We start from the raw sequence: 5,454 nt of genomic DNA, 5'->3' as shown, positions 1-5,454 counted from the left end.
GAGGAGCGACGTCGTCTCGTTGCCGGTGGGGAAGAAGAGCACCGGGAAGACGAGGACCGCGGCCGTCGCGTAGGCGTAGAAGTCGTAGAACTCGATCGTCGTGCCGATGAGGCTCGCGGTGATGACACGCGAGCGGGGATTGGCGGGAGCCGACGAGGAGCGGGTGGCAGGGGTGGACGAAGTGGTCATGGGGGCCTGACGAGAGATCGAGCGATCGCGTCCGTCGTGAGGGCGCAGCGGTGGCGTGGAGCGGACACGGGAGGTGTGCGTGTCCGGGCGCGCGGCGGGGGGCACCGGGAAGGGCCCGGGTGTGGGTCCAGACCCTCCAGTCTATGCGCTCGCCGAGAGGGCACCGGCGGTCTGTGGGCTCAGCGCCAGATGACGGCGATCGCCGCGTTTAGCAGCGTCAGCGGGCCGACGAGCCAGAACAGCACCGGCGGAACGGATCCCGTGCGCTTCTGCCGCGCCGAACCGATACCGAGCAGCGCACCGATGACGATGAGGACGACGAGCTTCACACCGAGCTTGGCGTAGTTGAGCTCGTACTCGATGCCCCACGGGGCGGCCAGGATGAGGCCGGCGACGAGCGAGATCAGCAGGCCGTAGCTCATCAGGCGCGTCACCTGGACCCGGCGGGCGACGGCCTCTACGACCCACGCGCCGAACAGCACCGCGAACCCGACCAGGTGGATGACGACGACGACGTGACGCAGGATCTCCATGCCCGTCACCTTAGGGAGGCCAGGGCCCCCGCGCCAGCAAGGCGCGCCTCACCGTCAGGGGAGACGCGCCGTGCCGAGTCGCGGTCAGCCGCGGAGGTCGCGCAGTACCAGAGCGGTGCGGAGGGCGGCGTCGGCCGCCTCGGCGCCCTTGTCCTCCTTCGAGCCCTCGAGCCCGGCGCGGTCCAGGCCCTGCTGCTCGTCGTCGAGGGTCAGCACGCCGAAGCCGACGGGCTTGCCGGCGTCGATCGCGACGCGGGTGAGGCCGTCGGTGGCCGCCGACGAGACGTACTCGAAGTGCGGCGTGCCGCCGCGGATGATGACGCCCAGCGCCACGACCGCGTCCGCCCCGCCCTCGAACGCCGCCACCGCGGCGACCGGCAGCTCGAACGAGCCCGGCACGCGCACGACGCGGTACGTCGCGCCCGTGGCATCCAGGACCCGCTTCGCTCCGGCGATCAGACCATCGGTGATGACCTCGTGCCAGGTGCCCGCCACGACGACGACGTTCAGTCCCGTCGCGTCGATGCCGCCGGTCTCGGGTGCTCCGCTTCCCGCCATCAGACGAGTCCTTCCTTCATGTGCGCGAGCGCGTCGCGCAGATCGTCCTCGGCGATGATGTGACCCATACGGTCGCGCTTCGTCTCGAGGTACTGGTGGTTGTTCGGGCCGACGCCCACGAGCAGGGGAACCTGCTCGACGACGTCGAGGCCGAAGCTGCGCAGCTGCGCCACCTTGTCGGTGTTGTTCGTCAGCAGGCGCACCTGCTCGACACCGAGGTCGGTGAGGATCCCGGCGGCGGCGGCGTAGTCGCGCGCGTCGGCGGGGAGGCCCAGGGCGAGGTTGGCATCCACGGTGTCCAGGCCTCGCTCCTGCAGGCTGTAGGCGCGCAGCTTGTTGATGAGGCCGATGCCGCGCCCCTCGTGGCCGCGCATGTAGATGACGATGCCGCCCTCGCGGTCGATCGTGTCGAGCGCGGCATCCAGCTGCGGGCCGCACTCGCACTTGAGCGAACCGAAGGCCTCACCGGTCAGGCACTCCGAGTGCACGCGCACGAGGGGAGCCTCGTCGGTGATCTCGCCGGACACCACCGCGATGTGATCGGTGCCCGTGATGCGGTCCTTGTACGCGAGGAAGCGGAACGTGCCGTGCGACGTCGGGACGTTGGCCTCGGCACGCAGGCTCACGCGGCGGCGCGGGACGGGCGCGGTCTCGACCGGCTCGGTCTCGTTGAGGTACTCGATGAGCTGCTCGATCGTCACGACCGGGACGCCGTCGCGCTCGCCGAGCTCCAGGAGCCCCGGGAGCCGCATCATGCTGCCGTCCTCCGCGACGACCTCGGCGATCGCCCCGACCGGCTCGAGGCCGGCGAGGCGCATGAAGTCGACGGCCGCTTCGGTGTGACCCGCGCGCTCGCGGACGCCGCCGTCGACCGCGCGCAGGGGCAGCACGTGACCGGGGCGGATGAGGCTCGACGGCACCGACTCCGGGTCGGCGAGGACGTTGAGCGTGTGGGCGCGATCCGCGGCGCTGATCCCCGTGGTGACCCCGGACGCCGCGTCGACGCTCACCGTGTAGGCGGTGCCACGGGCGTCCTGGTTGACCTCGACCATCGGGGGGAGGTCGAGGCGGTCGGCCCAGTCGGTCGGCATCGGGGCGCAGACGTAGCCGCTGGACCAGCGCACGGTCCACGCGAGCCATTCGGGCGTCGCGAGCTGAGCGGAGATGACGACGTCGCCCTCGTTCTCGCGGTTCTCGTCGTCCGCGACGAGGATCGGTCGCCCGGCGCGGAGGGCCTCGAGGGCCTCGGGGATGGTGGACAGGCTCATGCGGAGCCCCTCTCGGTGGATGCGGCCGGAGCCGCGGGATTCTCGGTGCTGCGGAAGGCCAGCAGGCGCTGCACGTGCCGGGCCAGGATGTCGGTCTCGAGGTTCACGGGCGTGCCTGCTTCGGCGCGGCCGAGGGTCGTGGCCTCGAGGGTCTCGGGGATCAGCGACACCTCGAGCCACGGCTCGGGGTCGGCGGCGTCGCTCACGGAGCTGACGGTCAACGAGACGCCGTCGATCGCGATCGACCCCTTGTCGACCACGAGCGGAGCCAGGTGCGGAGGGATGCCGATGCGGATGACACTCCACTGGGCGCCCGGTCGCACCTCGCGGACGACGCCCGTGCCGTCGATGTGGCCCTGCACGATGTGGCCGCCGAGGCGACCGTGCGCGGCGGTCGCCCGCTCGAGGTTGACGGGGCGACCCGCGCCGACACCCGCGAGCGTCGACATGTCGAGCGTCTGCTTCATGACGTCGGCGGTGAACCAGTCGGGGCCCTGGTCGACGACGGTGAGGCACACTCCGCTGACCGAGATCGAGTCGCCGTGGCCGGCGTCCGAAACGGAGAGCGGGGCCTTCACGGTCACGCGCACGCCGTCTCCGGCGGGCTCGACCGCGGTGATCTCGCCGATCTCTTCGACGATTCCGGTGAACATCAGGAATCTCCCTGGGTGTCGTGGACGGGACGGGCGACGACGCGGATGTCGTCGCCGAGGATGTCGATGGATGCCACCTCGAGCCGCAGTGCGGCGGCGATGTCGGGCACGCCGAGGTCGCCGAGCGCGAGCCGCGAGCCGCCGAGGAGCACAGGGGCGAGGTACACGAGCACCTCGTCGGCCAGCCCTTCCCGCAGCAGCGCACTCTCGAGGGTGGGACCGCCCTCGACGAAGACGGTCTGGATGCCACGGCCGCCGAGATCGTCGAGGACCGCGCCGAGGTCGTGCGTCGGGAAGAACAGTGCCCCGCGCGGGTGGCGGTGGACCGCGGCATCCGTGGGGATCTCGGACGCGCCCACGATCACGGGGACGGGCTGCTGCGGGAGCAACGCGCCGTCCGCGTCGCGGGCGGTCAGCGCCGGGTCATCGGCGAGCACCGTGCCGGTGCCGGCGAGGATCGCATCGGCGGCGGCGCGACGGTCGTGCACGTCACGGCGTGCGGCGTCGCCGGTGATCCACTGGCTCGACCCGTCGTCGGCGGCGGCGCGCCCGTCGAGGCTCTGCGCCCACTTCACGGTCACGCGGGGACGGCCGGTGCGCTGCAGGTGCACCCAGTCGCGCACGAGCTCGGTCGCGGCGTCGCGCTCGAGGCCCGCCTCGACGTCGACCCCTCCGTTCCGGAGCCGCTCGGCGCCGCCGGCCGCGGCATCCGTCGGGTCGTCGAGGGCGTAGACGACGCGAGCGACCCCGGCCTCGAGCAGCGCGACCGCGCACGGCCCGGTGCGCCCGGTGTGGTTGCACGGTTCGAGCGTGACGACGGCTGTCGCACCGCGGGCTTCGCCGGGTGCGAGCTGCGAAAGCGCATCGACCTCCGCGTGGGCGGTGCCCGCTCCGCGGTGGTACCCTTCGGCGAGCACCTCGCCGGCGGGGGAGAGGATCACGGCACCGACCTGCGGATTGAGGCCGCGCGGGCCGTTCCGCGCGAGACGCAGCGCACGGCGCATCGCGTCTGTTTCGGCGGCGGATGCCATCTTCCCTGTCCTTCCCCTCGTGAACGGGCAGGAGCGCAGGGTGGCACGGCGCGGCGCGCCGACCGTGCTGCCTCCTATCCGGACTAGAGGAGATCACTCGCCTCATCACCGTCGGTTCCGGAATTCCACCGGATCGGCCCCACCGCCGAAGCGGAGGGGTTCGCGGACTGTCACCGCCGGTTCGGATTCACACCGACCCCGGAGCACGTATTGCTTGGTCGAAGTCTAATCAACACCGCCGACACGGATTCATTCCCGCCGACTCGGGACGAAACCGTGCTATTTGAGCAGCCGTGACAGGCGCCGGTCGGCGAGGATCTTGCCGCCCGTCTGGCACGTCGGGCAGTACTCCAGCGAGTTGTCGGCGAAGAAGACGCTGCGTACCTCGTCGCCGCACACGGGGCACGCCTCGCCGCGCCGGCCGTGGACGCGCATGCCCCGGCGCTTGGCATCCTTCAGGTCGGCCGGGGGCTTTCCGCGCGCGGTGTCGATCGCCTCGGTCAGGGTGCTGATCATCGCGGCGTACAGCGTGTCGATCTCGGCATCCGTGAGGTTCGCCGCCAGCGCGTACGGCGACATCTTCGCCGCGTGCAGGATCTCGTCGGAGTACGCGTTGCCGACACCGGCGACGATCGACTGGTCGCGCAGGACGCCTTTGATCTGCGTGCGGCGCCGCGCGAGCAGAGCGGCGAACGCGTCGCGATCGAGAGCGTCGTCGAGCGGGTCGGGACCGAGCCGCGCGATGCCCGGCACGTCGGCGGGAGAGCGCGCGGCGTAGACGGCGAGCGACTTCTTGGTCCCGGCTTCGGTCAGGTCGAACCCCGAGCCGTCGTCGAACCCCACGCGCAGCGCGATCGGCGTCTTTCCGGGCTTGATGATCGTCGAGGGCAGCGTGTCGTACCACCGCAGCCAGCCCGCCTTCGCGAGGTGGAAGACGAGATGGATGCCGCCGTCGGTGGCGACGTCGAGGAACTTGCCGTGGCGCTCGACCCCGGTCACGGCCGAACCGACGAGCGCGTCGATCGGCGGATCGTAGGTCTTCAGCGCGCTGATGGCGGACACGCTCGCCTTCGTGAAGGTCAGCCCCGTCACGCGACCGCGCAGGAACTCGACGAGTCCTTCCACCTCGGGCATCTCGGGCATGCCGCTATCGTGGCATCCCCTCCGGACATCCGACAGGCCCTTGCCGCCGCCGCGCACAACTCCTGCGGAGGCGGGCTGG

6 protein-coding genes, 1 pseudogene and 1 riboswitch are annotated in these 5,454 nt (G+C 71.4%); all 7 genes and pseudogenes read right to left on the bottom strand.

Annotation, left to right across the window (positions count from 1 at the left end; all coding sequences use genetic code 11):
* Positions 1-189, bottom strand: a pseudogene (locus AVW09_RS13840) (MFS transporter); the annotation flags it as partial.
* Between the two features lie 179 nt (positions 190-368).
* The gene (locus AVW09_RS13835) at positions 369-722 is read right to left on the bottom strand and encodes a hypothetical protein (protein ID WP_022879281.1); all 354 of its coding nucleotides are present in this window, start codon (positions 720-722) and stop codon (positions 369-371) included.
* Positions 723-806: 84 nt separating this feature from the next.
* Positions 807-1,280, bottom strand: coding sequence for a 6,7-dimethyl-8-ribityllumazine synthase (gene ribH, locus AVW09_RS13830; protein ID WP_022879280.1), 474 nt, complete (start codon positions 1,278-1,280; stop codon positions 807-809).
* Positions 1,280-2,548, bottom strand: a complete 1,269-nt coding sequence (locus AVW09_RS13825; protein WP_063258624.1) for a bifunctional 3,4-dihydroxy-2-butanone-4-phosphate synthase/GTP cyclohydrolase II — start codon at positions 2,546-2,548, stop codon at positions 1,280-1,282. The genes ribH and AVW09_RS13825 overlap by 1 nt, the downstream gene beginning before the upstream one ends.
* Complete coding sequence (locus AVW09_RS13820) at positions 2,545-3,201, bottom strand: riboflavin synthase (RefSeq protein ID WP_022879278.1); 657 nt, start codon at positions 3,199-3,201, stop codon at positions 2,545-2,547. The genes AVW09_RS13825 and AVW09_RS13820 overlap by 4 nt, the downstream gene beginning before the upstream one ends.
* Complete coding sequence (ribD, locus tag AVW09_RS13815; RefSeq protein ID WP_063258623.1) at positions 3,201-4,232, bottom strand: bifunctional diaminohydroxyphosphoribosylaminopyrimidine deaminase/5-amino-6-(5-phosphoribosylamino)uracil reductase RibD; 1,032 nt, start codon at positions 4,230-4,232, stop codon at positions 3,201-3,203. Before ribD ends, AVW09_RS13820 begins: the two co-directional genes overlap by 1 nt.
* Before the next feature lie 61 nt (positions 4,233-4,293).
* A riboswitch (FMN riboswitch) is annotated at positions 4,294-4,442 on the bottom strand.
* Positions 4,443-4,511: 69 nt separating this feature from the next.
* Positions 4,512-5,375, bottom strand: a complete 864-nt coding sequence (locus AVW09_RS13810; protein ID WP_063258622.1) for an Fpg/Nei family DNA glycosylase — start codon at positions 5,373-5,375, stop codon at positions 4,512-4,514.
* Positions 5,376-5,454: the final 79 nt, after the last annotated feature.

Source organism: Microbacterium sp. T32 (assembly GCF_001619615.1).
Classification (GTDB): Bacteria; Actinomycetota; Actinomycetes; order Actinomycetales; family Microbacteriaceae; genus Microbacterium.
This window is presented reverse-complemented; position numbering and strand designations above follow the sequence as displayed.